Consider the following 26,339-nt stretch of genomic DNA (forward strand, 5'->3'; position numbering starts at 1 on the left):
GATGATTCTCATCAGCTGTCCCAACTGCGGGCCTCGTGACGAGACCGAGTTCCACTACGGCGGTCAGGCCCACGTCCCCTACCCGGAGGACCCGAACACCCTCAGCGACGAGGAGTGGGGTCGCTACCTGTTCTACCGCGAGAACACCAAGGGCATCTTCGCCGAGCGCTGGGTCCACAGCGCCGGCTGCCGCAAGTGGTTCAACGCCCTACGCGACACCGTCACCTACCGCATCGCCGCCGTCTACGGGGCCGGCGAGCGACGTCCCACCCTGGATGGAGGCCCACAGTGAGCACGACGTCGCACCGCCTCGAAGACGGCGGCCGAATCGACCGATCCACCCGACTCGCGTTCAGCGTCGACGGCCAGGAGTACGCCGGTCACGCCGGTGACACCCTTGCCTCCGCGCTGATCGCCAACGGCGTGCTCGAGTGCGGGCTGTCGCTGTACCGGCAGCGCCCGCGTGGAGTCCTCGCCGCAGGACTCGAGGAGTCCAACGCGCTGGTGAAGCTGCGGCGCCCGGGCGACTCGGTCACCGAGTCGATGCTCCCCGCCACGGCCGTCGAGCTCGTCGACGGGCTCGAGGCCGACTACCTCAGCGGCCTCGGCGAACTCGACCCCGCCGACGACACCGCGATCTATGACAAGAAGTACGTCCATACCGACGTGCTCATCGTCGGTGCCGGACCGACCGGGCTCGCCGCGGCCAGCACCGCCGCCGCCTCCGGCGCCCGCGTGATCCTCATCGACGACCAGCCCGAGCTCGGGGGGTCCCTCCTCTCCGCCCGCGACCTCAGCATCGACGGTGTGGACACCGACACCTGGCTCCGCGGCGTCACCGAGGAGCTCGCGGCCGCGCCCGAGGTCACGGTCCTCAGCCGGACCAACGCCTTCGGCAGCTACGACGCCAACTACGTGATCGCGCTAGAGAGCCGGCTGGACCACCTGGAGGCCTCTGCCAAGGAGGCACTGACCGGGCTGTCGCGACAGCGCCTCTGGCACATCCGGGCACAGCAGGTCATCATCGCCACCGGCGCGCACGAGCGTCCCCTCGTGTTCGGCAACAACGACCGCCCCGGCGTCATGCTCGCCTCCGCCGTCCGCACCTACCTCAACAGGTACGGCGTCGCGGCAGGCGAAAGGGTCCTGCTCGCCACCACGAACGACAGCGCCTACGAGGTCGCCGCCGATCTGGCCGGCGTAGGAGTGACCGTGGCGGCCGTCGTCGATGCTCGCCCCGAGCAGTCGGAGGCAGCACGCCGCGCCGAAGCCGCCGGCATCGAGGTCATCCTCGGCTCCGCCGTCCTCGACACCGACGGCGACCCGAGGGTCACCGCCGCCACGGTGTCAGCCATCGATGCCAACGGCGTCGCGGTCGGAGAACGGCGCGACATCGCCTGCGACGTCGTCGCCGTCGCCGGTGGGTGGAGCCCTGTGGTCCACCTGCACAGCCAGCGGCAGGGCAAGGTCCGTTGGGACGAGGACCTCGCGGGGTTCGTCCCCGACGGCGACGTCGCCGATCAGCAGATCGTGGGATCGGCACGAGGCAGCTACACCCTCGAGGCATGCCTCGCCGAGGGCCGGTACGCCGGTTCGACGGCCCTGCTCGCCGCCGGTCTCATCAGCGCGGCCGAGGCCCCGACGGAGCCGCTTCCTGCGGCGACGGGTGACGGCACGACCCGCGCTCTGTGGCTCGCCGTCGAGGACGGGGTGCCGCTCGACGATCTGGTCGACCACTTCGTCGACTTCCAGCGCGACCAGACGGTGCACGACGTTCTGCGTGCGACCGGGGCCGGCATGCGCAGCGTCGAGCACATCAAGCGCTACACCTCTATCAGCACCGCCAACGACCAGGGCAAGACCTCCGGCGTGAACGCGATCGGAGTCATCGCGGCGGCCCTCAACGACGGTCGCAGCCCCGGGGAGATCGGCACGACCACGTACCGTGCGCCGTACGCTCCGGTCCCGTTCGTCGCGCTCGCCGGCCGCGAGCGCGGTGACCTCTTCGACCCGGCCCGGCTGACCTCGATCCACCCCTGGCACGTCGCGCAGGGTGCCGAGATGGAGATCGTGGGCCAGTGGCTGCGGCCGTGGTACTACCCGCAGGACGGCGAGTCGCTGGACGAGGCCGTGCTCCGCGAGTGTGCCGCGGTCCGTGAGTCCGTGGGCATGATGGACGCGACCACCCTGGGCAAGATCGAGGTGTGGGGGAGTGAGGCCGGTGAGTTCCTCAACCGGATCTACACCAACGCCTTCAAGAAGCTCGCTCCTGGCTCCGCGCGCTACGGAGTCATGTGCACGCCGGACGGGATGATCTTCGACGACGGCGTAACGCTCCGCATCGACGAGGGCCGCTACTTCATGACGACGACCACCGGCGGCGCCGCGAAGGTCCTCGACTGGCTCGAGGAGTGGCATCAGACCGAGTGGCCGACCCTGGATGTCAGCTTCACCTCGGTGACCGAGCAGTGGGCCACCGTCGCCGTCGTCGGCCCGAAGTCCCGCCAGGTGATCGCCAATATCGCTCCCGACCTCGACGTCAGCAACGAGGCGTTCCCGTTCATGACGTTCCGCGAGACGACGCTCGCCTCGGGCATCCCGGCTCGGGTGTGCCGGATCTCGTTCTCCGGAGAGCTCGCCTTCGAGGTCAACGTCGAGACCTGGTTCGGTCAGCGGGTGTGGGAGGAGATCCACGCCGCCGGCCAGGAATGGTCGATCACCCCGTACGGCACCGAGACCATGCACGTTCTCCGTGCCGAGAAGGGCTACCCGATCGTCGGCCAGGACACCGACGGCACGGTCACGCCCCAGGACGCCGGCATGGAGTGGATCGTCTCCAAGGCGAAGGACTTCGTCGGGAAGCGGTCCTACAGCCGGGCCGACACCGCACGTACGGACCGGAAGCACCTCGTCTCGGTGCTTCCCGTCGACACCAGCTTCAGGCTGCCCGAGGGCGCCCAGCTGGTCGAGTCCGGTACGCCGATCACCCCTGCTGAAGGTCCGGTGCCGATGCTCGGGCACGTGACCTCGAGCTACCACAGTGCCGCGCTCGGGCGCTCGTTCGCCCTGGCACTCATCAAGGATGGCCGCAACCGCATCGGCCAGACCCTCGTCGCGCCGGTCGGCGACCGACTGGTCGACGTCGTTGTCGCTGAAACCGTCCTCTACGACCCGGAAGGAAGCCGCCGCGATGGTTGAGACCACGATCGAGCCGCTCGACAAGACGATCTCCGATCTGCGCGTCAGCCCAGCCCAACACCTTCACGGCGCCTTCGTCGACGCCGGCGTATCGGGATCCCGTGGCGTGCGGGTGCGCGAGGAGCAGTTCCTCACCATGGTGGGTCTGCGGGTGCAAGTCGACTCGCCCGACCGGGCGCGCCTGGCCCAGATCCTCGGCACCGAGCTCCCCGGACGATGCGGCGAGGTCGCCACCGGCCACGACGTCGTCATCCTGTGGCTCTCGCCCGACGAGTACCTGGTCATCTCGCAGAGCGTGGCCGGGTCCACCCTGGTGTCCTACCTCCGCGCAGGCGTATCGGGAGGCGGTGCCGCGGTCGTCGACCTGTCGGCCAACCGCACCACCTTCCGGCTCGAGGGGGCTTCCGCGCAGGCGGTCCTCGAGAAGGGCTGTCCGCTCGACCTCCACCCGAGGGCCTTCACGAAGGGCACGGCGGTCGCCACCAGCATCGGACGTGTCCCGGTGATCCTCTGGAAGGTCGACACCGAGTCCTACCGGATCCTTCCGCGCGCCTCGTACGCCGACTACCTGGGCCGTTGGCTGATCGACGCCATGGCCGAGTTCAAGATCTTGGGATCCGGCTGATGGCGCTGAGCGTGTTCGACATGTTCTCGGTCGGCATCGGGCCGTCGTCCTCCCATACGGTCGGCCCGATGCGGGCGGCGGTGCAGTTCACCGAGGCTCTGAAGGCGGCTTCGCTGCTCGACGCCGTCGCCCGGGTCGAGGTGGAGCTGTTCGGTTCCCTCGGCGCCACCGGGCATGGACACGGCTCCGACAAGGCGGTCATCCTCGGACTCGAGGGCAACCGGCCCGAGACCGTCGACACGGACAACGCCGACGCCCGTGTGGCCGAGGTCCGTGCCGCTCGACGCCTGCGGCTCTCCGGAGCCCGGGACATCGAGTTCGACGCCGACGACGTGGTCATGCACCGCACCAAGACCCTCCCCGCGCACCCGAACGGGATGATCTTCCGCGCGTTCGACCCCACCAGGAAGATGCTCCTGGAGAGCACCTACTACTCGGTCGGCGGCGGTTTCGTCGTGGACGAGGCCGCGGCCGGCGCCGACCGGATCGTCGAGGACTCGACCCCGATCCCGTACCCGTTCACCACCGGAGCGGAGCTGCTCGCGGTCTGCGCGGAGTCGGGCAAACGGATCAGCGACATCATGATGGCCAACGAGCTGGCCTGGCGTACCGAGGAGGAGGTACGCGCCGAGCTGCTGCACATCTGGTCGGTCATGCAGGAATGCGTGCACACCGGATGCACTCGCACCGAACCCACGCTGCCCGGTGGGTTGAAGGTGCCGCGACGTGCCCCTGGTCTCTACACCCATCTCCAGGGCTCCACGGACGAGACGGACCCGCTCAGGGCGATGGACTGGGTCAACCTCTTCGCCCTCGCCGTCAACGAGGAGAACGCGTCGGGCGGACGGATCGTGACCGCTCCGACCAACGGCGCGGCGGGCATCGTCCCGGCCGTCCTCCACTACTACGAGAAGTTCGCGCCCAACGCGGACGAGGACGGGATCGTGCGGTTTCTCCTCGCCGCCGCCGCGGTCGGGATCCTGTTCAAGATCAACGCGTCGATCTCCGGCGCCGAGGTCGGCTGTCAGGGCGAAGTCGGCTCGGCCTGCGCCATGGCTGCCGGAGCCCTGTGCGAAGTACTCGGAGGAACCCCGGAGCAGGTGGAGAACGCGGCCGAGATCGGCATCGAGCACAACCTCGGGCTCACCTGCGACCCCGTCGGCGGCCTGGTGCAGATTCCCTGCATCGAGCGCAACGCCATCGCCAGCAACAAGGCCATCAACGCCGCCCGCATCGCCGCCCGCGGCGACGGCAGCCACCGTGTCTCTCTCGATGCCGCGATCAAGACCATGCGCGAGACCGGGGCCGACATGAAGATCAAGTACAAGGAGACCTCCCGCGGAGGCCTCGCCGTCAACGTCATCGAATGCTGACGTCACGGGTCTCGCGAGAAGGAGAAGTGCATGACCACCGCAGCAAAGATCGACGGCAAGCGCGTCGCTGCTGACCTGAAGGCCGGGCTCGCCGAGCGGGTGAAGACACTGCACGAGGCCGGGATCGACCCCGGCCTCGGCACCATCCTCGTCGGTGACGACCCAGGCTCCCGTTCGTACGTCGCGGGCAAGCACCGCGACTGCGCGGAGGTGGGCATCGCCTCGATCCGGATCGAGCTCCCGGCCAGCGCATCGCAGGCCGAGATCGAGACCGCGGTGCAACGGCTCAACGAGGATCCGACCTGCACCGGGTTCATCGTCCAGCTGCCCCTGCCGCCCCACGTCGACACCCACCGGGTCCTGGAGCTCATCGACCCGGACAAGGATGCTGACGGGCTCCACCCCACGAACCTCGGCAAGCTGGTGCTCGGCACCCCCGCCCCGCTGCCGTGCACGCCGCGCGGGATCATCGAGCTCCTCAGGCAGCACGACGTGCCGATCACCGGCCAGCGGTTCTGCATCATCGGCTGCGGGCTGACCGTCGGCAGGCCCCTCGGGCTCATGCTCACCCGCCCCACCGAGCACGCCACCGTCACGCTGTGCAACATCGAGACCCGTGACGTCGCCGCCCACGCCCGGGCCTCGGACGTCATCGTCGCGGCGGCAGGTGTCGCCCACCTGGTCAAGCCCGACTGGGTCAGCCCCGGCGCCACCGTTCTGTCCGTCGGGATCACTCGCACCATCGAAGGCATCCTGGGCGACGTCGACCCGAACGTGGACGTCGTCGCGGGCAAGATGAGCGGTGCCACCGGCGGGGTCGGACCCATGACCCGTGCCATGCTGCTGACCAACATCGTCGAGATCGCCGAACAGCATCTGGCTGCCAGGGAGGCGATCGCCGGGGCGCTGACATGAGCGTCACGCAGCTGCTCACCGAGGCAGATCTGCGTTGTCAGGTGATGGGCATCATCAACGTCACCCCCGACTCGTTCTCCGACGGCGGCCGGTTCCTCGACGTCGACGCAGCCGTACGCAGAGGCCTCGAGCTCATGCGCGACGGTGCCGATCTCCTCGACATCGGCGGCGAGTCCACCCGGCCCGGTGCCCAGCGGGTCAGCGCGGCCGAGGAGATCGCCCGCGTGATCCCGGTAGTCGAAGCCCTGGCCCGGGAGGGGTTGCCGGTCTCGGTCGACACCATGCGCGCCTCGGTCGCCCGGCGAGCCGTCGAGGCTGGTGCCGTCATCGTGAACGACGTCTCCGGCGGGCTCGCCGATCCCAGGATGCTGCCGTTCCTCGCCGAGGCGGACGTCACCTGCGTCCTCATGCACTGGCGCGCCCACTCCACGCGGATGGACGACTTCTGCTACTACGACTCGGTCGTCGACGACGTGTGCGCCGAGCTTCGAGGCCGTGTCGAGTCGGCACTCGACGCTGGCGTACGTCCCGAGCGCATCATCCTCGACCCCGGCCTGGGGTTCGCGAAGAACAGCGCCCAGTCCTGGGACCTGCTCTCGGCCCTCCCGAGGCTGCAAGGTCTCGGCTTCCCCGTCCTCGTCGGGGCCTCCCGCAAGCGGTTCCTCGCCGAGGCGGCGACGTACGGACGGCGTGACCCGGACGTCGCCGCCGACCGGGACGAGGCGTCGGACGCCGTGGCGGCCGTCGCTGCCGTGGGAGGCGCCTGGGGAGTGCGCGTGCACTCGGTCTCCGGTGCCGCTGCCGCCTCCAGGGTGGCCGCGCGCCTGCGTGGATCCACAGCCGCAGCCGACATGGTCGGAGCCCGGGCAGGGCAGCGATGAGCCGGCGCTCGGCCGCCGCGACCGTACGGAGACTGCTGCTCGACGCACGTTTCGAGGTCCTGCCCACCGCCACGATCGAGAACGTCGTCACCACCTCCCTCCCCGCCGGCCGCACCGTCACCGTGACCGCCTCCCCGGCCAAGGGCCTGGAGCGAACCGTGGACCTCTCCATCCGCCTCGCCGGACACGGGTACGACGTCGTGCCGCACCTTGCCGCGCGCATGGTCTCGAGCCGGGCTGAGCTCGCCGACATCACCGGTCGCCTGAAGGCTGCCGGCATCGAGAAGGTCTTCGTGCCCGCCGGAGATGCGGAGCGACCCGGGGTCTTCCCCAGCGCGCTCGAGCTCCTCGAGGCCCTCGTCGATCTCGGCGACCCGTTCCGCCACGTCGGCGTAGCCGGCTACCCGGAGGACCACCCGACGATCATCCACGACCGCCTGGTCCAGGCGATGTGGGACAAACGCCACCACGCCACCCAGATCGTCAGCAACCTCACCTTCGACGACAGAGCACTCACGGACTGGGTACGTCGCGTGCGCGCCCGAGGCGTCAGGACGCCGATCATCGTCGGGCTGCCCGGTCCGGTCGAGCGCACCAAGCTCCTCACCATGGCGACCAAGATCGGCGTGGGGGAGTCGACGCGGTTCCTCGCCAAGAACAAGGGCATGTTCGCGCGCATCGCCGCGCCCGGTGGCTACTCGCCCGAGCGGTTCCTCACCCGTGCGGCGCCGGAGCTGGACAAGCCCGAGGCCGCGATCGCCGGTCTGCATCTGTTCACGTTCAACCAGGTCGCCGAAACCGAGGCCTGGCGCCGTGACCTGCTGGCACGCCTCGGCGGAGGACCTCAGTGACCGGCACCGGCCTCGACCTCGACATCACCGAGGTGGAACACCGACTCCTCGCCCGCTGGCCCGAGACCAGGATCGCGCCCTCTCTCGAGCGCATCCGGGCGGTGATGGAAGCGCTCGGCCAGCCACAACGCGACTACCGCTCGATCCACATCACCGGCACGAACGGCAAGACGAGCACCGCGCGGATGGTGGAGGCGATCCTGCTCGAGCTGGGCACTACGGTCGGCAGGTTCACCAGTCCCCATCTCACCGACATCCGGGAACGGATCAGCATCGGTGGCCGGCCGATCTCGCGCGACGGGTTCGTCCGGGCCTACCGGAACGTCCTGCCTGCGGCCGAGGCAGTGGACCGCGAGAGTCCCACTCCGCTGTCGTTCTTCGAGATGACTGTCGCCATGGCCTACCAGGCCTTCTCGACCGCGGCCGTCGACGTCGCGGCGGTGGAGGTCGGCATGGGCGGCATGTGGGATGCGACCAACGTCATCGACGCCCCGGTTGCCGCGATCCTCCCCATCGGCCTCGACCATGTCGATCACCTGGGGCCGACGAGGCTCGACATCGCGGCCGAGAAGGCCGGGATCATCAAGCCGGGTTCGCTGAGCGTCACGGCTCGGCAGACCCCAGACGTCGAGCAGCTCCTCCGAGCCCATGCCGACGCGCATCTCGCGCGGCTCATGGTCGAAGGCCGTCACTTCCGCCTGAGCGGCAGACGCGCGTTCGGCGATGGTCAGATCATCTCGGTCAACGGCCTCGCGGGTCACTATCCCGAGGTCCCGCTGTCGCTTCACGGCCGCCACCAGGCGCACAACGCGGTGCTCGCCATCGCGAGCGTCGAAGCCCTCCTGGAAGACGTGATCCCGCTCGACGCACTGCGACGGGCGCTCGGCTCGGCCCGCTCGCCCGGGCGGCTGGAGGTGCTGCCCGGCACGCCCGCGGTGATCCTCGACGCAGCCCACAACCCCGACGGTGCCCGGGCCCTGGCCAGCGGCCTGTCCGATCTGGGCCGTCGGCCGACGGTCGCCGTGGTCGCTGCGATGGGCGACAAGGACCTCACCGGCATGCTCGAGGAGCTCGAGCCCGTGGTGTCGACGATGATCTGCACCCGGAACAGCAGCCCGAGGTCGCTGTCGTCCCGCGACACCGCCGCTGCGGCGCGCGGGGTCCTCGGGGCGGATCGGGTCGTGGAGATCGACGACCTCGCCGACGCCCTCCTCGAGGCCACCAGAGCGGCCTCGGCCATCTCCGAAGAGGGCGGAGGTCCGGCTCAGGTGCTGGTCACGGGCTCTGTCGTCACCGTGGGGGAAGCGCGCCGCCTGTTGGGTATGTGAGACGGTCCCGCCCCTGGCTGATGTGGCCAGGGGCGGGACTCTCTGGAAGCCCGGTTACGTCAGTTCACCATGCCGTGCGGGTCGATGACGTACTTGGTGGCCGCGCCCTGGTCGAACGCGGCGTAGCTCTCCGGAGCCTCGTCGAGGCTGATGGCCTTCGCATTGACGGCGTCGGCGATGTGGGCCTTGTCGGCGAGGATCAGGTTCATCAGCTGGCGGTTGTACTGCTTGACCGGGCACTGGCCGGTCACGAACGTGTGCGACTTCGCCCAGCCCAGGCCGAGCCGGACGCCGATCTGCCCCTGCTTGGCGGCATCGTCGACCGCACCCGGGTCACCGGTCACGTACAGGCCGGGGATGCCGAGGGAGGCGCCTGCGCGGGAGACCTCCATGATGTCGTTGAGGACGGTGGCGGGCTGCTCGGCGGCGTCGCGCCCGTGGCCGCGGGCCTCGAAGCCGACCGCGTCGACGGCCGCATCGACCACCGGCTCGCCGACGATGTCCGCGATGATGTCCGCAAGGGCGTCACCGGAGGACAGGTCCGCGGTCGCGCAGCCGAAGCTGGCGGCCTGCTTGAGCCGGTCCGCGTTCATGTCGCCCACGATGACGGTGGCCGCGCCGAGCAGCTGCGCCGAGTACGCCGCGGCGAGCCCGACCGGGCCTGCGCCGGCCACGTACACGGTCGACCCGGTGGTGACGCCGGCGGTGTAGGCGCCGTGGTACCCGGTCGGGAAGATGTCGGAGAGCATCGTCAGATCGAGGATCTTCTCCAGGGCCTGGTCCCGGTCGGGGAACTTAAGCAGGTTGAAGTCGGCGAACGGGACCATGACGTACTCCGCCTGGCCACCGATCCAGCCGCCCATGTCCACATAGCCGTACGCCGCGCCCGCCCGTGCCGGGTTCACGTTGAGGCAGATGCCGGTCTTGCCCTCGTTGCACATGCGACAGCGCCCGCAGGCGATGTTGAACGGTACCGAGCAGATGTCGCCCACCTCGTGGAAGAGGACGTCTTCGCCGATCTCGACGATCTCGCCGGTGATTTCGTGGCCGAGCGTCTGACCCACCGGCGCGGTCGTCCGGCCGCGCACCATGTGCTGGTCGCTGCCGCAGATGTTCGTGGTCACGAGCTTGAGGATCACCGCGTGCGGCGCCGCACGCTTGATGCCCAGGCCGCTGACGACATCCTGGGGGAGTTCCAGCTTCGGGTACTCGATGGACTCGACGGCCACCTCGCCCGGCCCCTTGTAGACGACGACTCTGTTGTCTGCCATGGCGTCTCTTCTTCCTGCCCCCGGATGGGGGCGTCCGGCGTAGTCAGGTTGCAGGGATGTTTCTCATAGCGAAACAAGAGCGCTATATGAAACAAACTAGACCGTCGACGCCGCCGGCATCAAGACCCTGTTTCGACCGATTTCAGGGCGCGTACGGGGGTGTCTGCTCGCTCGTGCCGCAGCTACCCGGCAGTAGGGGCGAAGAGGAGGATCTGACAAGGAGGCATACTGTTTCAGCATGAGCAACACGAGCGAAACACGGAGCACGACCGTTCACTCAGTGGATCGAGCCATCTCCATCCTCCAGGTGCTCGCCCGTCGGGGGGCTGTCGGAGTCACGCCGATCTCCGAGGAACTGGGGGTGCACAAGTCCACGGTCTTCCGTTTGCTGGCCACCCTCGAGGCGCGCGGTCTGGTGGAGCAGAACGCGAGTCGGGGCCACTATCAGCTCGGCTATGGAGTCATCCAGCTGGCCGCCGGCGCGACCCGCAAGCACGACATCTCGGTCACGAGTCGCCCGATCTGTATGGCGCTGGCCGACGCCGTCGGCGAGACGGTCAACATCGTCATCAACGACGGCGAGGAGGCCATCACGATCGACCAGGTGATCGGGAGTGCTGAGATCACGTCGGTGAACTGGGTCGGGCAGCGGAGCCCCCTGCACACCACCGCGTCCGGCAAGGTCTTCCTGGCGACCATGTCGCCGGAGGATCGTCGGGAGATTCTTGAGGGCGGGCTGGAGCGCTATACCGAGGAGACCGTGATTGATCCGGCCAAGCTCGAGGAGCAGCTCGCCGAGGTCAGGAAGCTGGGCTACGCCTACTCGGTCGACGAGCACGAGATCGGTCTCGCCGGGCTGGCTGCGCCGATCCGTTCCTTGGGTGGCGGGGTCATCGCCGCGGTGGTGGCCTCGGGCCCGTCGTTCCGGATCACGTCCGAGAAGGTGCCCGAGCTGGCCGAGCATGTGCTTGCCGCCGCCGCGGCCATCTCCGAGCGGAACGGCTTCCCCAAGGCTGAGTGATCCGCGCCTGCCGAGGCGACGAATCGGCACCCTCGAAGTGGCCCGCATGCCTCGTGCATGCGGGCCACTTCGCGTACGTCGTAAAGCCCGCGTAAATCCTGCGGACGAATCCAGATCGACCCGTTGACAGCGTCTTCTTTGGCGCGGCAGAATCGTTTCACGCTACGCAGTAGTTGTGCAGAGTGAAACAACCGCCGTCTGGCGGACCGCCGTATCTGAACCCGGAATCTGCCCGGTTTGAGCGTGGGAGACATCAACGTGACGCGTATGAGCATCGAAACGACGCCGGTGGAACTGGCGTCCCTGGCGGACAGGCGAGCATCCGGCTACAGCCTGGAGGCGCCCTTCTACACCAGCTCGGACGTCTACGAGCAGGACCTCGACGTCATCTTCGGCCAGCACTGGATCTTCGCTGTCGCCGAGGCCGAGATTCCGGACCCCGGTGACTACGTCACGGTCGATCTGGGCGCTCACTCCGTGATCGTCGTTCGCGACGATGACGAGAACGTTCGTGCGTTCCGGAACATCTGCCGGCACCGCGGGTCGCGACTGCTCGAGTCGGGCTGTGGCTCGATCGGCAACATCGTGTGCCCCTACCACCAGTGGACCTACCGGGTCGACGGCAGCCTCATCTTCGCGGAATCCCAGACGCCCACCTTCGAGTACGACAAGTTCGGGCTCAAGCCGGTGAACGTGCGTGCGGTCGGCGGGCTGGTCTTCCTCTGCCTGGCCGACGAGCCGCCGGCCGACTTCGACGAGGTCAGCGAGTTCATCGAGCCCTACCTGAAGCCGTACTCGCTCGCCACGGCGAAGGTCGCCCACCAGACCGACATCGTGGAGGAGGGCAACTGGAAGCTGGTGATGGAGAACAACCGCGAGTGTCACCACTGCGACGCCTCCCACCCCGAGCTGGTGACGGCGTACTTCCCGATCAGCCGCTACGAGGCCGAGGACGTGCCGCCGCGCATGCAGGCGACCTTCGAGCGCTACCAGGAGGCGCAGGCCGAGCTCGAGAAGGCCTGTGCGGCCATCGGATTCCCCGTCGGGGAGCGCTGCGAGCTCGAGGGCCGTACGACGGCGTTCCAGATCTCTCATCTGCCGCTCGACGGCGCCGGCGCCTCGTTCGGCCCCGACGGCCAGCAGCTGTGCGCGAAGCTGATGGGGTCCATCGAGGACCCGAGGTTCGGGGACCTGTCGCTCCACATGCAGCCCAACTCGTGGTTCCACTTCCTCGGTGACCACGCCGTGGTCTTCTCGGTGATCCCGCTCGCGGTCGACCGGACGCTGGTCCGGACGACCTGGCTGGTGAACCCGGAGGCCGTCGAAGGGGTCGACTACTCGGTCGAGTCGCTCACGTCCGTCTGGCGGGCCACCAATGACCAGGACCGCGTCCTGGTCGAGGGCACGCAGCGAGGAGTGGCGGACCCGGGCTACGTTCCCGGTCCCTACTCCACTGTCGAGGGTGAAGTCGATGCCTTCGTCACCTGGTACGTCCAACGCGTCCAAGCCAACGCCTAGCCGGAGTGGGAGCAGACATGACCATCATGGAGACCGACGTCCCCGAGGTGTCGGAGCCGAACTCGTTCGGCCTGCAGAACGGCCGCCCGGCGGCCCTCCGCAGCAAGCGGATGCTGGAGCCCTGCTGGGCCGAGAGTGACGTGATGGACCTGGTGTGCAGCCAGGTTCTCGCCGTCACCCATGATGTGAAGACGTTCGTCTTCACCACCCCGGACCGGCGCGCCTTCGACTTCGAGGCGGGCCAGTTCATCACCATCCGGGTCGAGATCGACGGCGAGATGATGACCCGCTGCTACACGATCGCCTCACCGCCGACCAGGCCCGACCGGCTGGCCATCACAGTCAAGCGGGTCCCCGACGGCGTCGTGTCGAACTGGCTCCACGACAATCTCGAGCCTGGGGCATGGATCTCGATGCACGCGCCGGCGGGTGCTTTCGTCCTGCCGGAGGAGGACGCGCCGAAGTATCTGTTCCTCTCGGCCGGGAGCGGCATCACCCCGGTCCTTTCGATGACGCGGACGTTGTACGACCTCGGGTCCGAGGCGGACATCCTCTTCGTGCACAGTGCGCGTACGCCGGCTGACATCATCTATCGCGGCGAGCTCGAGGCGATGGCACGCCTCATGCCCAACCTGCGAGTCGTGGAGATCTGTGAGGGCGATGCCCCCACCGAGCGATGGATGGGACTGCAGGGACGCATCTCCAAGCCGGTGCTCGAGATCCTCGCCCCCGACCTCAACGAGCGTGAGACGTTCATCTGCGGTCCGGCCGGATACATGGCCGCGGCGAAGTCGCTGCTCGAAGAGCTCGACTACGACATGGAGAAGTATCACGAGGAGAGCTTCGACTTCGGCGCTCCCGAGATGCCTACCCCGTCGGCCGCGCCGCCGAGCGAGCAGGATGTCGAGGACGAGGCCGCCACGGGGTTCTCGGTCGAGTTCGCACGTAGTGGGCGGATGATCACGTGTGGCCCGGAGGAGACCCTCCTGGAGGCGGCGGTGGCCGCCGGCATGCGGCCCTTGGCCGCCTGCGGTCAGGGGATGTGCGGGACCTGCAAGGTGTCGATGCTCTCCGGGGAGGTCGACATGCAGCACAACGGCGGCATCCGGCCGAAGGAGATCGCCCAGCAGAAGGTCCTGATCTGCTGCTCCAAGCCCTTGGGCGACATCCGCCTGGACTGCTGAGGAGGCGTACGCAGCGGCGGTGGCTGTTCGGTCGTGGCCCGATCTGACAGCCAGCCGCGGTTCAGAGAACCTGACGGATTTCGCTCTCGAACCCGCTGATGTGCTCGAGGGTGAGCTTCTCGGCCCGATCCCCGTCACCGTCGGCCACGGCGTTGAGGAGCTGTGCCTGCTCGACGACGTGGAGGGCCAGGTCGGGGAGGCGATCGATCACCATCCACCAGATCCTGATGGCGAGGTTGTCGTACCTGATCAAGATGTCCTCGAGGTGGGCGTTGCCGCTCGATTGGTAGATCAGGCCATGGGCGGCCCTGTCGACGCGCATCAGGTCAACGCGATCTCCGTCGCCCAGCCTGCCTTCGCCGATCTGAGCCGCGAGCGCGCGCATCTGCTCACGTTGCGGCGCCGACGCGCGTTCCGCGGCGGCGCGCGACGCGAACGGTGCGAGCTGACGCCGGATCTCGGCGATCGCGCTGAGCTCGGTGGCGTCGATCGTCGTCGCGAAGGTGCCGCGGCGCGGGAAGGAGTGGACCAAGTGGTCGGCCTCGAGGCGTTTGATCGCCTCGCGGACAGGAGTGCGGCCCATACCGATGGCTTCGGCGATCTGCCCGTCGTTGATCGGCGCGCCCGGGCGGATGTCGAGCATCACCAGGCGTTCGCGGATGTATCGGTAGGCCTGCTCGGCGAGTGAGGTGGCAGGGGGATTGGCCGTTGCTGCCAGAATCTCGTCAACCGTCATTGAGTCCCTGCCCACTTGTCCGTTCCGGCTTGTTGATCAGATCTTCCTGTACGCGCTTTTTACAATCTTAGTCTGATACATCAGTCGCGAGGAAACGCCCCTCCGAACACCTGCAGGAGGCGCTCGGCCTTCCAGCCTGATTCGGCGTACTCGTCATCGGCGGTCGAGTGGACGGTGATTCCGCCTCCGGTGCCGAGCTGCCAGGTGCCGTTGCCGGCGGTGGTGAGGCTTCTGATCACGACGCCGAGATCCGCTTGGCCGTCAGGTGAGATCCATCCGAAGGCGCCGGAGTAGACCCCGCGTGGGGTCGTCTCGACGCGTTGGATGATCTCCATGGTCCGGCGCTTCGGTGCGCCGGTCATCGAGCCGGCGGGGAAGAGGGCGCGCAGTGCCTCGATGCCGGTCACGTCGTCTCGCAGCCGGCCGCGCACGGTCGTCACCAGCTGATGGACCGACGCGTAGGACTCGACCTCCATCAACGACGGGACGGAGACCGTTCCGGGATCGCACACCATCCCCAGATCGTTGCGGAGAAGGTCGACGATCATCAGGTTCTCGGCGCGGAATCTGGGGTTCGACGCAAGGTCTTCTCGGAGCGCTTCGTCCTCCTCGACGTCCTTCCCCCGGGGCGTGGTGCCCTTGATCGGCCGGGTCTCGATCATCCGGTGCCGGTCGATCCTCGCGTAGCGCTCGGGGGATGAGCTGAGGAGCCGGAAGTCGTGATGCTGGATGAAGCCGGCGTACGGGGCGGGGTTGAGCTCGCGAAGACGCAGGTACGCGACGGCCGGGTCGATGGTGTTCTGCACCTCGATCCGGTGCGTCAGATTCACCTCGTATGTGTTGCCGGCCAGCAGCTCCCGCTGCACCTCGTCGAAGGCCCGCGTGTAGGCGATCGGGGTGGTGTTCACGGACGACGCGGGATGAAATCGTGTGGTGGTGCGGGCGAGATGTGCGGGTGGCTGTCCGATGGGCGACGAGTGCCGGGTGCGCATCCAGATCGCGTCAGACATCGCGGGGTCGCCGGTGTGACTGATCCTGGCTGGCAGGTCCGGACGACATGCGTAGCCGAAGTAGCCGACCCAGATCTCGTTCTCGGGCGTGCGGGCGAGCTCGTCCCCGAGGACGGTGAAGATGTCCGTGCCGACCAGGCTGACATCTCCGCCGCGGTGCCGAAGCACCTCACCTCGCCCGGCGTCGTAGGTGAGGGAGATGTCGTCGTCGCGCAAGGCTCCCATGATCGACCGGGAGGTCGGACCGGGACCTGCTTCCAGCCAGAAGCAACGTGGATGGGTGCTCGCCATCTCGGCGAACCGCTCCTCGGCGCTCACGCCGTCGCCGAGAGGAAGTTGGTGATCAGAGCGGCTCCGTGCTCGCTCAGGATCGACTCGGGGTGGAACTGCACGCCGACGTGCGGCAGCGACCGATGGCGTACGGCCATCACCACCGGCTCGCCTGCGTGGCCGTCCGTCTCGGCGATGACCTGGAGCTCCGGCGGGATGCTCGTGGCGGCGAGGGAGTGATAGCGGACGGCGGAGAAGGAGGAGGGAACGCCGGTGAACAGCTGGTCGCCGCGGTGCCGGACTCGCGCGACATCGCCGTGTGCGGGTGGAAGCCTGTCGACCCGCCCGCCGTAGGTGGTGACGACGCCCTGCATGCCGAGACACACGCCCAGCACGGGAACCGTGCCTGCGCGGAGCACCTCGCCGCCGACGGCGAAGTCGCCAGGATTCGCCGGGTGCCCCGGTCCGGGGGAGAGGACGGCGTAGTCGAAGCCGAGCACGTAGTCAGCAGTCGTCGTGTCGTGCTGGACCACTGCCGGGAGTGCTCCCGTGACACCGGCGATCAGGTGGACGAGATTCCAGGTGTAGGAGTCGTAGTGGTCGACGACCACGACCCGCGGGGCAACGTCGTGCATGTGTGCCAGCTCTCTAAAATTCACACTAACGACAACTAGTATATCAGTGATAGCGTCAGCGTATGACGGATCGTTCGGGCCGGGTGCTGCGGCTGCTGAGTCCTCGGGGGTCCAGGGTGGCTGCCTCCGGGCAGGATGCGGCGCTGGCCGGGCTCGGCCTGTCCGTTCGTGAGACCGTGCCCGCCGTGGCTCCTGTGCCGGCAGTGCGCGCGGGAACGCTCGTCTTCACCTCGGGGCAGCTGCCGATCCGGGAGGGCGAGCTTCTCGCCACGGGCAGGGTAGGTGACGCTCTCGGCGTCGCCGACGGCCAGACCTGTGCGCAATGGTGCGTGCTCAATGCGCTCGCCGCGATCAAGTCGGAGATCGGTGATCTCGGGCAGGTGAAGCGGATCGTCAAGGTCGTGGTGTACGTCGCCTCCGGCACCCTCTTCGCGGAGCAGGCCCTGGTCGCCAATGGTGCCTCGGAGCTTCTCGGCCGGGTATTCGGCGACTCGGGGCGACATGCGCGCTCCGTGGTAGGGGTTTCGGCCCTGCCTCTGGATGCCCCGGTGGAGGTCGAGCTCGTCGTCGAGATCGACCCTTGCCTGGTGTGATGCATCACATATAAGGTAACTAGTATATCAGCGTCTGACCGCGTAGCGCCCCACTGTCGTGCCGCCACCCGGAGCCTCTCTGGCACCGACAGATGCTGCTCATCCCAAGAGCTCTTTGATCGGAGTGCGTCATGAGATCCTCTGCACGTAGCGGAGACCTGTCCCCGGTATCGCCGCGCCACAAATCCGTCGGCCAGAACGGAAGCCCGACCCATCCGGCCCTCGACTGTCCTCCTGAGGAGCCCGCCAAGGATGCCGGTGGTCTTGATCGCGTCGTCTTCGGCGTGACCGCGGTCATCGCGATCGGCTTCCTGGTCTGGGGATTCGTCAGCACGGAGTCGCTGGCTTCGGTCTCAGGAAAGTCGTTGTCCTGGGTGATGGCCAACCTGGGCTGGCTCTTCGTCACCGCGGCATCGACCTTCGTCGGCTTCGTACTGTGGCTCGCCTTCGGCAAGTTCGGGAACATCCCGCTCGGCAGGGACGGCGAGGAACCCGAGTTCCGTACGGTCTCGTGGATCACGATGATGTTCAGCGCCGGAATGGGGATCGGCCTGATCTTCTACGGCGTCAGCGAGCCGGTCAGCCACTTCGTCGCACCTCCGCCGGGCGCTGTCGGCGATGGTCAGTCCGAGAAGATCCAGACGGCCATGGCCACCACCCTCTTCCACTGGGGAATCCACCCATGGGCGATCTACGCCCTGGTGGGGCTGGCGATCGCCTACAGCGTCTTCCGAAAGGGCCGCGGTCTGCTCATCAGCTCCGTGTTCGAGCCCATTCTCGGGCGTCACGCCCATGGCGCCGGCGGCAAGGTCATCGACATGCTCGCGATCTTCGCGACGCTCTTCGGGTCGGCCGCGTCGCTCGGCCTGGGTGCGCTCCAGATCCGCAGTGGGCTCGAGATCGTCGGCGGGCTCGGCAAGACGGGCAACGGCGTCCTGGTCGCGATCATCGCCGTCCTCACGGTCGGGTTCGTCTTCTCCGCGGTCACAGGCGTCGCCAAGGGGATCCAGTGGCTCTCGAACATCAACATGGTGCTCGCCGTCGGGCTTGCCCTGTTCGTCTTCGTGGCCGGTCCCACCGTGTTCATCCTCAGCCTGGTCCCGACAACCGTCGGAAGCTACTTCCAAGAGGTTGCGATGATGTCGGCGCGAACCTCGGCCGAAGGGTCTGCGACCGCCACCTGGCTGTCGGGCTGGACGGTCTTCTACTGGGCCTGGTGGCTCTCGTGGACGCCCTTCGTCGGGATGTTCATCGCGCGGATCTCACGCGGCCGCACCATCCGCCAGTTCGTGACCGGTGTGCTCCTCGTCCCGTCGCTGGTCAGCCTGGCCTGGTTCGCGATCTTCGGCGGAGCGGCTCTCGACCTGCAGCTGGGTGGTGTGGACATCGCCGGCGCGGGTGGCGTCGAGACCCAGCTGTTCACGACCCTCGAGTCGTTCCCGTTCGCGACGGCGGCAAGCGTCGTGGTCATGATCCTGGTTGCGCTCTTCTTCGTCTCGGGAGCGGACGCCGCATCGATCGTCATGGCCACGCTCTCGGAGCGCGGATCCATCGAACCGGGGAGGCCGACGGTGATCTTCTGGGGTGTCGCCACGGGCGCGGTCGCTGCCGTGATGCTGCTGGTCGGCGGTTCCGACGCGCTGAGCGGCCTGCAGACCATCACCATCGTCGCGGCAGTCCCGTTCGTCGTCGTCATGGTCGGGCTGTGCGTATCGCTGGTGAAGGACCTTCGGGAGGACCCACTCGTGGTGCGTGCCCAGTACGCCTCCAAAGCCGTCGAGCAGGCCGTTGTCTACGGGGTCTCGGAGCACGGTGACGACTTCGTCATCCGGGTCTCCCGTGATCCCGATGCGCCCGCCGACGAATTGGCTGATGAGCCGGTCGATGACGAGGAGGCCGAGCTGCCCAGGTCGGCCAGCTAGCTCGAGTCGCGAAGGGAACGGGTGTGGTGAAGCGAGACGCGGACGGCGCGTACTCCGTGGAAGAGCCGGTGGAGGCACTCAGTGTCACCGAGCCGAAGACCTGGGCTGCCGGCGTGCCGGCGGTGCGGAAGGCGATCGAGTATTCGCTGACGCAGACATCGGTGCGGCGTACGGCGTTGACGCTGTTGAACCTCAACCAGGCCGACGGGATGGACTGCCCGGGGTGTGCGTGGCCCGAGCCGGGTCACCGGCACCGGAACGAGTACTGCGAGAACGGTGCGAAGCACATCGCCGACGAGGCGACGTCGCGCCGGGTGACGCGCGAGTTCTTCGCGCGTCACCCGGTCTCGGAGCTGGACGGGAAGTCGGACTACTGGCTCAACCAGCAGGGCCGGCTGACGGAACCGATGGTCAAGCGGCCAGGTGCGACGCACTACGAGCCGATCACCTGGGAGGACGCGTTCCACATCATCGCTCAGGAGCTCAACGGCCTGGACTCTCCCGACGAGGCGATGTTCTACGTCTCGGGCCGGCTCAACAACGAGGCCGCTTTCCTGCTCCAGCTCTTCGCCCGCGCGTACGGCACCAACAACCTGCCCGACTGCTCGAACATGTGTCATGAGTCGAGCGGCTCGGCGCTCAGCGAGACGCTGGGGATCGGCAAGGGCAGCGTCCAGCTCGACGACATCTACAACGCGGACCTCGTGTTCGTGGTCGGCCAGAACCCGGGCACGAATCATCCGCGGATGCTGTCTGCGCTGGAGGAGACCAAACAGCGGGGCGGCAGGGTCGTCGCGGTCAACACGCTGCCCGAGGCGGGACTGATGCGGTTCAAGAACCCGCAGAATGCCCGCGGAGTGGTGGGCCGGGGCACCCAGATCGCGGATCAGTTCCTCCAGATCCGCCCCGGCGGCGACCTCGCGCTGTTCCAGATGCTCAACCGCCGTCTGCTCGAGACGGACCGCGCCGAGGGTGGCGGCGTACTGGACTGGGAGTACATCGCGGAGTACACGACTGGGTTCTACGCCTTCGCCGAGCACGCCCGCACGATCACCTGGGAGGCGGCGCTCGAGGCCACCGGTCTGACCCGCGAGGAGATCGAGGCGGTCCACGAGCAGGTGCTGGCCAGTCGATCGGTCATCGTCTGCTGGGCGATGGGACTGACCCAGCACAAGCACGGCGTGCCGACGATCCGGGAGGTGGTCAACTTCCTGATGCTGCGGGGCAACATCGGCAAGCCCGGGGCAGGGGTGTGTCCGGTCCGCGGTCACTCCAACGTGCAGGGCGACCGGACGATGGGCATCTGGGAGAAGATGCCCGACTCCTTCCTCGACGCACTGGGTGCCGAGTTCAGGTTCGACCCACCGCGCAAGCACGGCTACGACTCGGTCGACGGCGTGCGAGCGATGAGAGACGGGAAGGCGAAGGTCTTCGTGGGCGTCGCCGGCAACTTCGTCAGGGCGATCTCGGACAGCGACGTCGCCGAGGCCGCACTGAGGAACTGTCGCTTGACGGTCCAGGTCTCCACCAAGCTGAACCGCTCGCACACGGTGGTCGGGGAGACCGCGCTGATCCTGCCCACGCTGGGTCGCAGCGACATCGACGTCCAGTCCAGTGGTGAGCAGTTCGTCACCGTCGAGGACTCGATGAGCTCCGTGCACGCCACCCGCGGCAAGCTCCAGCCCGCCTCGGAGCATCTCCTCAGCGAGGTCGCGATCATCTCGCGCCTGGCACAGGCCACGATCGGCGGCCGGTACGGCATCCGCTGGGCGGACTTCGAGGCGGACTACGGCCGGATCCGCGATCGGATCGCCCGAGTGGTGCCGGGGTTCGAGGACTTCAACGAGCGGATCAAGAATCCGACCGGCTTCGTTCTCCCGAACCCGGTCAACTCCGGTGTCTATCGCACGCCCAGCGGCAAGGCCGTCTTCACGCGCAACGACCTGACGTGGTTGCAGGCCCCGCCGGGTCATCTGATCCTGCAGACGCTGCGCTCGCACGATCAGTGGAACACCATCCCGTACGCCATGGACGACCGTTACCGCGGCATCCACAACGCCCGCCGCGTCGTGATGGTCAACCCGGTCGACATCGCCGAGCTGGGTCTGGCCGACGGTGACCGCGTCGACATCGTCGGGGTCTGGGAGGACGGTGTCGAGCGGCGCGCCCCTGGGTTCACGCTCGTCGCCTATCCGGCGAGCCGGGGTTCGGCGGCTGCGTACTATCCGGAGACCAACGTGCTCGTGCCGCTCGACAGCGTTGCCGAGGGCAGCAACACCCCGACCTCGAAGGGCGTCGTGGTGCGACTCGAGATCGCCGTATCGGCAGAGGGGGCGAACCGCCTGCGGTAGGAGGTGGGCGTGGTCGCGAATGCCGTGGCGAAGTTCTGCCGGAACGTCACGGCGCTGCTGAACCCGCAGGCCCCGGCGATGCGGGTGATCGGCCAGGTCGTGGTCTCGAGAAGACGGCGCGCTTCGTCGAGGCGGCGGGTCAGGACCCATCGCGCGGGCGTGGTCCCGGTGACCTCGGCGAAGCGGCGGGTGAAGTTGCGCCGGCTCATCCGGGCGCGGGCTGCCAGGTCATCGACGTGGAGTCGTTCGTCGAGGTGGGCGAGGGCCCAGTCGATCGTCGGTCCGAGGTCGCCCACGCCTCCTGACCCGGGCATCGGACGGTCGACGTACTGGGCCTGGTCGCCCTCGCGGTGGGGCGCGACCACGAGGTGGCGGGCCACGGTGGCTGCCGCGGTGGAGCCGAGGTGCGTGCGTACGATCGACAGGCAGGCGTCGATGGCCGATGCCGTGCCGGCTGAGGTGAGTACGTCACCGTGGTCCCGGTAGAGCGCCGCCGGAGTGACGGTGACGGCCGGGCGCCGGCGGGCCAGCTCGTCGACCGCGCCCCAGTGGGTGACGGCATCTCTTCCGTCGAGGACGCCGCTGTCGACCACGGGGAACGCACCGAGGCACAGGCCTGCGACTCGACTGCCCCGCGTCTGCGCGGCGCGGATCCTGCCGGTCAGGGCGGCACTGGCCGGCGGGAGGTCGCTCGGCCACGACGGCAGGACCACGAGATCCGCGTCCTCGACGACATCGGGGCCCGCGACGTCGTCGACTCGCAGCCCCTCGGCCGTTCGTACGCCGCGCCCGTCCTCGGTCCACACCACGGGATCCCATCCCTCGGCCAGGCCCAGGCGGCCGACCTCGCCGAAGACCATCAACGGTGCGGAGAGGTGAAACATGGTGATGCCGTCGAAGGCGTGTACGGCGATGCGCATCCTGGCCCGATCTCATCGTAAGTCGTCATTTGTGCCACTCACGATACCGCCGCGCAGCGGCCAGAGTGAAGGGGAAGGCCAATGCCACCGAACAGAGGAATCCAGCCATGACCACGCCCCGCCGCGCCCTGATCGTCGTCGACGTCCAGCAGGAGTACTTCGACGGAATCCTGCAGATCCAGTCACCAGACCGGGAGCAGGCGCTCGCCAACATCCTGGCCGCGCTCGACGTCGCCGATCGCGAGAACCTGCCCGTCGTCGTCGTCCAGCACGAGCTGCCCGAGGGTGCTCCGGTCTTCGCCACCGGTAGCCCCAGCTGGTCCCTGCACCCCGAGATCGAGCGGCGCGTCAAGCCCTCCTGGAAGCGCGTGACCAAGGACAAGAGCAGCGTCTTCGCCGGCACAGACGTCGCCGCGTGGCTGGCCGAGCAGGGCGTCGACACCGTCACCATCGTCGGCTTCATGACCAACAACTGCGACATCGCCACGGCGGTGGGCGCCGAGGAGCTCGGCCTGGCCGCCGAGATCCTCTCCGACGCGAGCGGTGCCATCCACCTGGCCAACGAGGCAGGCAAGGTCTCGGCCGACCAGTTGCACCAGACCCTGCTCGTCCTCCTGCACTCCAACTTCGCCGCAGTCGCCAGCACCGACGCTTGGAAGGCAGCGGTGACCGCTCAGACGCCGCTCCCCAAGAGTGACCTGGGCACCTCCGCCATGCAGGGCCGCGCCGCCTTCGCCGGCTGAGGACTCGGGCCGGTCAGAGGGAGACGTCAGCGAGCCAGGCCGCCACGGTTCGCGGCTGGATGCCGAGAAGCTTCTGGGCGCTGTTGTCGGAGGTGATGGAGTTTCCTTCTTGGGTGTTGAGCGCCTGGTAGAGGCCGACGACGGGGGCGCTGGCCTCAGGCCCGAAGAGCGGGGAGATCAGCTCGCCGAACGTCTCGGGTGTGATCGCCTCGTAGGCCATCTCTCGGCCGAGCTGTCCGGTGAAGGCTGCGGCCAGGTCGGGGCCGGTCAGGCCGGGGAGGGCGCCGACCGCGACGACGCCTGCGGTCGAGTGGTCGGTGAGCAGCCGGACCACGACGTCGGCGACGTCACGGTGCGAGATCCACGACGTCGCGAACGCGGCCGGGAGCGGATAGCGGAGCACGCCATCGAGCTTCGCGGGGCCGGAGACCACGGGCAGGAGCAGGTTCTCCAGGTAGAGGCGGGTGGCGACGACGGCGGTCGAGACGCCGGTGTCGCTCACCCGGCGGATGAGCGTCGCGATCGGGCTGTCGTCGGGGGCCTGCAGGGGAGAGCCTGGCTGGTCCACGATCTGGCCGCTGGTGGAGATCACCACGCGGGTCGGCCGTGCCTTGGCGACAGCGGTCGCGATCGCTTCTACGTACTGCAGGGACTGCTCGGGTGGCCCCATCGGGAGATGGACGAACACGCCGTCCGCGCCGGCGTACGCCTCGGCGAGGGAGCCGGCGTCGGCGAGGTCGACGGCAACCGAGGCGACGCCGTCCGGTAGGGCGTCCTGAGTGCGTACGGCGGCCACGGCCGGCTTCTCGGCGGCGAGCATTGCGGCGAGGACGGGGGAGCCCTGAGCGCCGGTGGCGCCGTGGATGATGTAGGTCATGGGCCTATTGGTGCATATAGTGCACCAGTTACGTCAACTGCACTATTGGGTTAGTGTGAAGAAATGTCAGAGATCGAGCTTCCAGAGCTTCCCGAGTGCGGAGTGTCGCGTTTCCTGATGCTCTTCGATGGTCCGTGGGCGACGCTCATCGTCCGGGAGCTCATGCACGGCCCGCACCGGTTCGGTGAGCTGCGAGCCGCCCTTCCCGGGATCAGCGCCCATACGCTGACCAATCGACTGCGTCTGTTCGAGGCTCGCGGGATCGTCACCCGCACCGCGTACGCAGAGATCCCGCCGCGGGTGGTCTATGAACTGACCCCGCTCGGCTGGCAGCTGCGCCCGGTGCTGGATGCGATGTACGACTGGGGAATCGCCGCGCCCGTCTCAGCTTTGGTGTCCATGCCGGACCAGCCTCCGGCGAATGGACGACCCCGCGCCTAGCTGGGCGGGCGATTCCTGCCGCGGGGGAATACCCATGCGGATCTAATGCTTCGCATCTGTGTAAGCATTAGATGCTGCCTGCCTCATTGGCGGCTCCCGAAGGGAAGAACACGATGAACCGATTCCTCCTGATCGATGCGACTTCAGGACGGCCCGCCGCATGACCGGGCATTACGCGCAGGTGGCTTTCACGCCCCTCGTGACCAGCCACCAAGCCGCCCACGGGAGTGCCGACGCGTACGCGCGGATGGCTGCCTCAGGGGATGGCTCCGATCGTCTCGGCGCCGATGAGGCGGACTTCATCCAGTCCCGGGACAGCTTCTTCATCGCGTCGGTCAGTGAGACCGGCTGGCCGTACGTCCAGCACCGTGGCGGGCCGCCGGGCTTCCTCCGCGTGCTCGATGAGCAGACACTGGGGTTCGCGGACTTCCGCGGGAACCGGCAGTACATCACTCGGGGCAACGTGGACCACGACGAGCGGGTCTCCCTCTTCCTCATGGACTACCTGCACCAGGCCAGGATGAAGATCTTCGGGCGAGCGCGCGTCGTCGAGCCTGAGGACGATGCTGCGTTGGTCGCGTCGCTCGTTCCTCCGGACTACCCGGCGAAGGTCGAACGCGCCGTGCTGATCGAGATCGAGGCGCTGGACTGGAACTGTCGCCAGCACATTCCGAAGCTGGTTCCGCTCGACGTGGTGAGGAACACGGTGGAGGAGCTGGCCGGGCAGGTCGCGCGGCTCGAGGCCGAGCTCGCCGAGGCGAGGGCGGGCAGCGCCGTCGGCGTGGAAGACTCCAGTCGTTCCTAGATGCCGGATGAGGAGGTTGTTGCGATGGACGACGTACCTGTCCTCTATCTGACGCAGCCGAAGGCGGTGCGTTTGATGAACACCGTCTGGGCCGATCGGGCAACCGTCCATGACTCGCTCGAGACGCTCGCTCACCTACAACGGTGGGCGGAGCGGGCAGGCGTCGGCGACGGTGAGGTCGACGAGTCCGACCTCGACCTGGCCAGAGAGCTCCGGGATGCGCTGCGCCGGCTCGCCGCCGACGCCACGCACGACGATCGCCGAGGAGCGGTGAGCGCGGTCGTCGACACCGAGACGGCGCTGGCCGTGACGAACCGCTTCCTTGCGGATTGCACGCCGGTGCTACGCCACGAGTCGGGTCAGGATTTCAGCCGCGGCTGGCGGGAGGTCGGTGCCAGCTCCTTCCGGAGGGATCTCGCCGCGATGGCGCTTGAGGGGGCAGACCTGCTGGCCGGGCAGGGGCTGCGGGCCTGTGGCGGACCCGGGTGCGTCCTCTACTTCGACCGGAGCCATTCACGGCGGGAGTGGTGCTCGGCGGAGTGTGGCAACCGTGCCCGCGTCGCGCGGCACTACCAGCGCAAGCGCGACTCTGCATGACCTCGACCAGGCCGGGTACCGCCTGCGCATGACTGAGATGAACCAGGACGAAGCTCGCGTACAGGCACTCCAAGGTGTGGTCGAACGAGTCAACGCATGGCAGGAGACCGCGCCCGAGGGAACCATCCGGGACGAGCTGGCCAAGGCGCTGCACGAGGCCGGCGTGACGCTCACCGAGGAGCAGCAGGAGCTCGTGACGGACCGGATCTCGCGTCAGGAGGACGTCGACGTCGACCTGCTCGCCGCCGACAGCGGTGAAGGCGGCCCTGCCTGA

The 26,339-nt window shown here is 68.1% G+C and carries 24 protein-coding genes and 1 pseudogene; 19 read left to right on the plus strand and 6 right to left on the minus strand.

Annotation, left to right across the window (positions count from 1 at the left end):
• The first annotated feature begins 1 nt into the window (after position 1).
• The 8 genes from ABTW65_RS23715 to ABTW65_RS23750 are packed head-to-tail and all read left to right on the plus strand — an operon-like array spanning position 2 to position 9,171.
• The gene (locus tag ABTW65_RS23715) at positions 2 to 292 is read left to right on the plus strand and encodes a sarcosine oxidase subunit delta (RefSeq protein WP_350664710.1); all 291 of its coding nucleotides are present in this window, start codon (positions 2 to 4) and stop codon (positions 290 to 292) included.
• Positions 289 to 3,198 (plus strand): sarcosine oxidase subunit alpha family protein, encoded by a 2,910-nt coding sequence (locus ABTW65_RS23720; RefSeq protein ID WP_350664712.1) that lies wholly within the window; start codon positions 289 to 291, stop codon positions 3,196 to 3,198. The genes ABTW65_RS23715 and ABTW65_RS23720 overlap by 4 nt, the downstream gene beginning before the upstream one ends.
• Positions 3,191 to 3,823: a sarcosine oxidase subunit gamma gene (locus ABTW65_RS23725; RefSeq protein ID WP_350664714.1), complete on the plus strand. Its 633-nt coding sequence runs from the start codon at positions 3,191 to 3,193 to the stop codon at positions 3,821 to 3,823. The genes ABTW65_RS23720 and ABTW65_RS23725 overlap by 8 nt, the downstream gene beginning before the upstream one ends.
• A complete protein-coding gene (locus tag ABTW65_RS23730) occupies positions 3,823 to 5,196 on the plus strand; it encodes an L-serine ammonia-lyase (protein ID WP_350664716.1) in 1,374 nt (457 codons plus the stop codon). The genes ABTW65_RS23725 and ABTW65_RS23730 overlap by 1 nt, the downstream gene beginning before the upstream one ends.
• 30 nt (positions 5,197 to 5,226) lie before the next feature.
• Complete coding sequence (locus tag ABTW65_RS23735) at positions 5,227 to 6,111, plus strand: bifunctional methylenetetrahydrofolate dehydrogenase/methenyltetrahydrofolate cyclohydrolase (protein ID WP_350664718.1); 885 nt, start codon at positions 5,227 to 5,229, stop codon at positions 6,109 to 6,111.
• The gene (gene folP, locus ABTW65_RS23740) at positions 6,108 to 6,992 is read left to right on the plus strand and encodes a dihydropteroate synthase (protein ID WP_350664721.1); all 885 of its coding nucleotides are present in this window, start codon (positions 6,108 to 6,110) and stop codon (positions 6,990 to 6,992) included. Before ABTW65_RS23735 ends, folP begins: the two co-directional genes overlap by 4 nt.
• Entirely contained in the window at positions 6,989 to 7,843 is an 855-nt protein-coding gene (locus ABTW65_RS23745; protein ID WP_350664722.1) for a methylenetetrahydrofolate reductase, read from the plus strand. Before folP ends, ABTW65_RS23745 begins: the two co-directional genes overlap by 4 nt.
• Positions 7,840 to 9,171 carry a bifunctional folylpolyglutamate synthase/dihydrofolate synthase gene (locus ABTW65_RS23750; RefSeq protein ID WP_350664724.1) on the plus strand — a complete coding sequence of 444 codons (1,332 nt, stop codon included), beginning with the start codon at positions 7,840 to 7,842 and terminating at the stop codon, positions 9,169 to 9,171. Before ABTW65_RS23745 ends, ABTW65_RS23750 begins: the two co-directional genes overlap by 4 nt.
• Before the next feature lie 59 nt (positions 9,172 to 9,230).
• Here ABTW65_RS23750 and fdhA read toward each other — a convergent pair whose 3' ends face one another.
• Positions 9,231 to 10,442, minus strand: a complete 1,212-nt coding sequence (gene fdhA, locus ABTW65_RS23755) for a formaldehyde dehydrogenase, glutathione-independent (RefSeq protein WP_350664726.1) — start codon at positions 10,440 to 10,442, stop codon at positions 9,231 to 9,233.
• Between the two features lie 280 nt (positions 10,443 to 10,722).
• On the opposite strand from fdhA, the gene ABTW65_RS23760 reads away from it, so the two are divergent.
• The 3 genes from ABTW65_RS23760 to ABTW65_RS23770 all read left to right on the plus strand — a co-directional run bounded on the left by ABTW65_RS23760 (position 10,723) and on the right by ABTW65_RS23770 (position 14,165).
• Positions 10,723 to 11,463: an IclR family transcriptional regulator gene (locus ABTW65_RS23760; RefSeq protein ID WP_350664728.1), complete on the plus strand. Its 741-nt coding sequence runs from the start codon at positions 10,723 to 10,725 to the stop codon at positions 11,461 to 11,463.
• A 267-nt stretch (positions 11,464 to 11,730) separates the two neighbouring features.
• Positions 11,731 to 12,981, plus strand: coding sequence for an aromatic ring-hydroxylating oxygenase subunit alpha (locus ABTW65_RS23765; RefSeq protein WP_350664730.1), 1,251 nt, complete (start codon positions 11,731 to 11,733; stop codon positions 12,979 to 12,981).
• Between the two features lie 17 nt (positions 12,982 to 12,998).
• Entirely contained in the window at positions 12,999 to 14,165 is a 1,167-nt protein-coding gene (locus ABTW65_RS23770; RefSeq protein ID WP_350664732.1) for an FAD-binding oxidoreductase, read from the plus strand.
• Positions 14,166 to 14,226: 61 nt separating this feature from the next.
• On the opposite strand, the gene ABTW65_RS23775 is transcribed toward ABTW65_RS23770, so the two are convergent.
• The 3 genes from ABTW65_RS23775 to ABTW65_RS23785 form a co-directional block, all read right to left on the minus strand.
• Positions 14,227 to 14,901, minus strand: coding sequence for a GntR family transcriptional regulator (locus ABTW65_RS23775; RefSeq protein WP_350664734.1), 675 nt, complete (start codon positions 14,899 to 14,901; stop codon positions 14,227 to 14,229).
• Positions 14,902 to 14,981: 80 nt separating this feature from the next.
• Complete coding sequence (locus ABTW65_RS23780) at positions 14,982 to 16,229, minus strand: anthranilate synthase component I family protein (protein ID WP_350664736.1); 1,248 nt, start codon at positions 16,227 to 16,229, stop codon at positions 14,982 to 14,984.
• Entirely contained in the window at positions 16,226 to 16,816 is a 591-nt protein-coding gene (locus ABTW65_RS23785; protein ID WP_350664738.1) for an anthranilate synthase component II, read from the minus strand. Before ABTW65_RS23785 ends, ABTW65_RS23780 begins: the two co-directional genes overlap by 4 nt.
• A 62-nt stretch (positions 16,817 to 16,878) precedes the next feature.
• Here ABTW65_RS23785 and ABTW65_RS23790 point away from each other — a divergent pair, with 62 nt between their 5' ends.
• The 3 genes from ABTW65_RS23790 to ABTW65_RS23800 all read left to right on the plus strand — a co-directional run bounded on the left by ABTW65_RS23790 (position 16,879) and on the right by ABTW65_RS23800 (position 21,682).
• Positions 16,879 to 17,409, plus strand: coding sequence for a RidA family protein (locus tag ABTW65_RS23790; protein ID WP_350664740.1), 531 nt, complete (start codon positions 16,879 to 16,881; stop codon positions 17,407 to 17,409).
• A 131-nt stretch (positions 17,410 to 17,540) separates the two neighbouring features.
• Positions 17,541 to 19,331 carry a BCCT family transporter gene (locus ABTW65_RS23795; protein ID WP_350664742.1) on the plus strand — a complete coding sequence of 597 codons (1,791 nt, stop codon included), beginning with the start codon at positions 17,541 to 17,543 and terminating at the stop codon, positions 19,329 to 19,331.
• Between the two features lie 23 nt (positions 19,332 to 19,354).
• Positions 19,355 to 21,682 (plus strand): FdhF/YdeP family oxidoreductase, encoded by a 2,328-nt coding sequence (locus tag ABTW65_RS23800; RefSeq protein ID WP_350664744.1) that lies wholly within the window; start codon positions 19,355 to 19,357, stop codon positions 21,680 to 21,682.
• Between the two features lie 47 nt (positions 21,683 to 21,729).
• Here ABTW65_RS23800 and ABTW65_RS23805 read toward each other — a convergent pair.
• Positions 21,730 to 22,602 (minus strand): annotated as a pseudogene (locus ABTW65_RS23805) (GlxA family transcriptional regulator); the annotation flags it as partial.
• A 107-nt stretch (positions 22,603 to 22,709) separates the two neighbouring features.
• Between ABTW65_RS23805 and ABTW65_RS23810 the strand changes: the two are divergent.
• A complete protein-coding gene (locus tag ABTW65_RS23810; RefSeq protein WP_350664746.1) occupies positions 22,710 to 23,345 on the plus strand; it encodes an isochorismatase family protein in 636 nt (211 codons plus the stop codon).
• A 13-nt stretch (positions 23,346 to 23,358) separates the two neighbouring features.
• Here ABTW65_RS23810 and ABTW65_RS23815 read toward each other — a convergent pair whose 3' ends face one another.
• Complete coding sequence (locus ABTW65_RS23815) at positions 23,359 to 24,222, minus strand: SDR family oxidoreductase (protein ID WP_350664748.1); 864 nt, start codon at positions 24,220 to 24,222, stop codon at positions 23,359 to 23,361.
• A gap of 63 nt (positions 24,223 to 24,285) precedes the next feature.
• Here ABTW65_RS23815 and ABTW65_RS23820 point away from each other — a divergent pair, with 63 nt between their 5' ends.
• The 4 genes from ABTW65_RS23820 to ABTW65_RS23835 all read left to right on the plus strand — a co-directional run bounded on the left by ABTW65_RS23820 (position 24,286) and on the right by ABTW65_RS23835 (position 26,339).
• The gene (locus tag ABTW65_RS23820; protein ID WP_350664750.1) at positions 24,286 to 24,663 is read left to right on the plus strand and encodes a winged helix-turn-helix transcriptional regulator; all 378 of its coding nucleotides are present in this window, start codon (positions 24,286 to 24,288) and stop codon (positions 24,661 to 24,663) included.
• A 199-nt stretch (positions 24,664 to 24,862) separates the two neighbouring features.
• Positions 24,863 to 25,468 carry a pyridoxamine 5'-phosphate oxidase family protein gene (locus ABTW65_RS23825; protein ID WP_350664752.1) on the plus strand — a complete coding sequence of 202 codons (606 nt, stop codon included), beginning with the start codon at positions 24,863 to 24,865 and terminating at the stop codon, positions 25,466 to 25,468.
• Positions 25,469 to 25,492: 24 nt separating this feature from the next.
• Positions 25,493 to 26,065 (plus strand): CGNR zinc finger domain-containing protein, encoded by a 573-nt coding sequence (locus ABTW65_RS23830; protein ID WP_350664753.1) that lies wholly within the window; start codon positions 25,493 to 25,495, stop codon positions 26,063 to 26,065.
• Positions 26,066 to 26,093: 28 nt separating this feature from the next.
• Entirely contained in the window at positions 26,094 to 26,339 is a 246-nt protein-coding gene (locus tag ABTW65_RS23835; protein WP_350664755.1) for a hypothetical protein, read from the plus strand.

Origin of the sequence: Nocardioides sp. NPDC127503, from assembly GCF_040302165.1 — a bacterium.
In the GTDB taxonomy this organism is placed as follows: domain Bacteria; phylum Actinomycetota; class Actinomycetes; order Propionibacteriales; family Nocardioidaceae; genus Nocardioides.

Coding starts and splice junctions, on each gene's coding strand:
- ABTW65_RS23715 (WP_350664710.1), top strand. CDS start 2: ATGATTCTCATCAGCTGTCCCAACTGCGGGCCTCGTGACGAGACCGAG.
- ABTW65_RS23725 (WP_350664714.1), top strand. CDS start 3,191: ATGGTTGAGACCACGATCGAGCCGCTCGACAAGACGATCTCCGATCTG.
- ABTW65_RS23730 (WP_350664716.1), top strand. CDS start 3,823: ATGGCGCTGAGCGTGTTCGACATGTTCTCGGTCGGCATCGGGCCGTCG.
- ABTW65_RS23735 (WP_350664718.1), top strand. CDS start 5,227: ATGACCACCGCAGCAAAGATCGACGGCAAGCGCGTCGCTGCTGACCTG.
- folP (WP_350664721.1), top strand. CDS start 6,108: ATGAGCGTCACGCAGCTGCTCACCGAGGCAGATCTGCGTTGTCAGGTG.
- ABTW65_RS23745 (WP_350664722.1), top strand. CDS start 6,989: ATGAGCCGGCGCTCGGCCGCCGCGACCGTACGGAGACTGCTGCTCGAC.
- fdhA (WP_350664726.1), bottom strand. CDS start 10,442: ATGGCAGACAACAGAGTCGTCGTCTACAAGGGGCCGGGCGAGGTGGCC.
- ABTW65_RS23765 (WP_350664730.1), top strand. CDS start 11,731: ATGAGCATCGAAACGACGCCGGTGGAACTGGCGTCCCTGGCGGACAGG.
- ABTW65_RS23770 (WP_350664732.1), top strand. CDS start 12,999: ATGACCATCATGGAGACCGACGTCCCCGAGGTGTCGGAGCCGAACTCG.
- ABTW65_RS23775 (WP_350664734.1), bottom strand. CDS start 14,901: ATGACGGTTGACGAGATTCTGGCAGCAACGGCCAATCCCCCTGCCACC.
- ABTW65_RS23785 (WP_350664738.1), bottom strand. CDS start 16,816: ATGCACGACGTTGCCCCGCGGGTCGTGGTCGTCGACCACTACGACTCC.
- ABTW65_RS23790 (WP_350664740.1), top strand. CDS start 16,879: ATGACGGATCGTTCGGGCCGGGTGCTGCGGCTGCTGAGTCCTCGGGGG.
- ABTW65_RS23795 (WP_350664742.1), top strand. CDS start 17,541: ATGAGATCCTCTGCACGTAGCGGAGACCTGTCCCCGGTATCGCCGCGC.
- ABTW65_RS23810 (WP_350664746.1), top strand. CDS start 22,710: ATGACCACGCCCCGCCGCGCCCTGATCGTCGTCGACGTCCAGCAGGAG.
- ABTW65_RS23815 (WP_350664748.1), bottom strand. CDS start 24,222: ATGACCTACATCATCCACGGCGCCACCGGCGCTCAGGGCTCCCCCGTC.
- ABTW65_RS23820 (WP_350664750.1), top strand. CDS start 24,286: ATGTCAGAGATCGAGCTTCCAGAGCTTCCCGAGTGCGGAGTGTCGCGT.
- ABTW65_RS23830 (WP_350664753.1), top strand. CDS start 25,493: ATGGACGACGTACCTGTCCTCTATCTGACGCAGCCGAAGGCGGTGCGT.
- ABTW65_RS23835 (WP_350664755.1), top strand. CDS start 26,094: ATGACTGAGATGAACCAGGACGAAGCTCGCGTACAGGCACTCCAAGGT.